This is a genomic window from Paenibacillus sp. 01T422, assembly GCF_056398785.1.
In genome coordinates this window covers 1-610 of sequence record NZ_JBFTQB010001526.1, presented here as the reverse complement: position 1 = coordinate 610, position 610 = coordinate 1, and the positions used below count along the sequence as shown (strand labels likewise).

Annotated in this window: 1 pseudogene; it reads right to left on the bottom strand. The window is 38.4% G+C overall.

Features of this window, described 5'->3' with window-relative positions:
* A pseudogene (locus AC1DUA_RS39985) lies at window positions 1-129 on the bottom strand (glyoxalase); the annotation flags it as partial.
* Between the last annotated feature and the right edge of the window lie 481 nt (window positions 130-610).

Here is a 610-nt window from a genome sequence, read left to right as displayed (position 1 = left end):
GTCTAAACCATACGTTCTAATCCAACCATGATCCATCAATAATTCAAGGCCGAGTACATCCTGGTAGAAGCATTTAGCTGCAGAGATATCCTTTGTATTTATATTGGCGACGATTCGTTTTACCTTCATTTCAAAACTCCCAGTCATAAGTAGATTGCGCGATTATGCCCCTTACTTGAATGAAAGTAAAAAAAGGATCATTTTTTTATATATTCCGGAATATCGATAGTCTTCATCTCCCTCAAAGGAAAATCCATATTTATCCACTTAAAGAGTAACATGAACAATACTGTTGGTCTACTAAGACAAGCGCTTTTACAAAAATGATGGTTTCAAATCATTAATAAGTAGCATATTGCCGTAAGTACGATTCGGCAAACGATATAGTTCTGTCACCCGACATTTGACAAAACTTAATCCCACTCGCACAGCAAAAAAGCCTCTCTGAGGAGGCTTTTTTACAATTCCGAATATTTTATTAGTCCAATTGCAGTTCTAAATCCAGCAATTCGCGGTAATCCATATACACCTTGGGTACCCGGACCAATCCGTAAATCGGCTAGGGAAGCTTAACGTGCTCCAACCGATAGTCGTATCAAGTGGATAGATG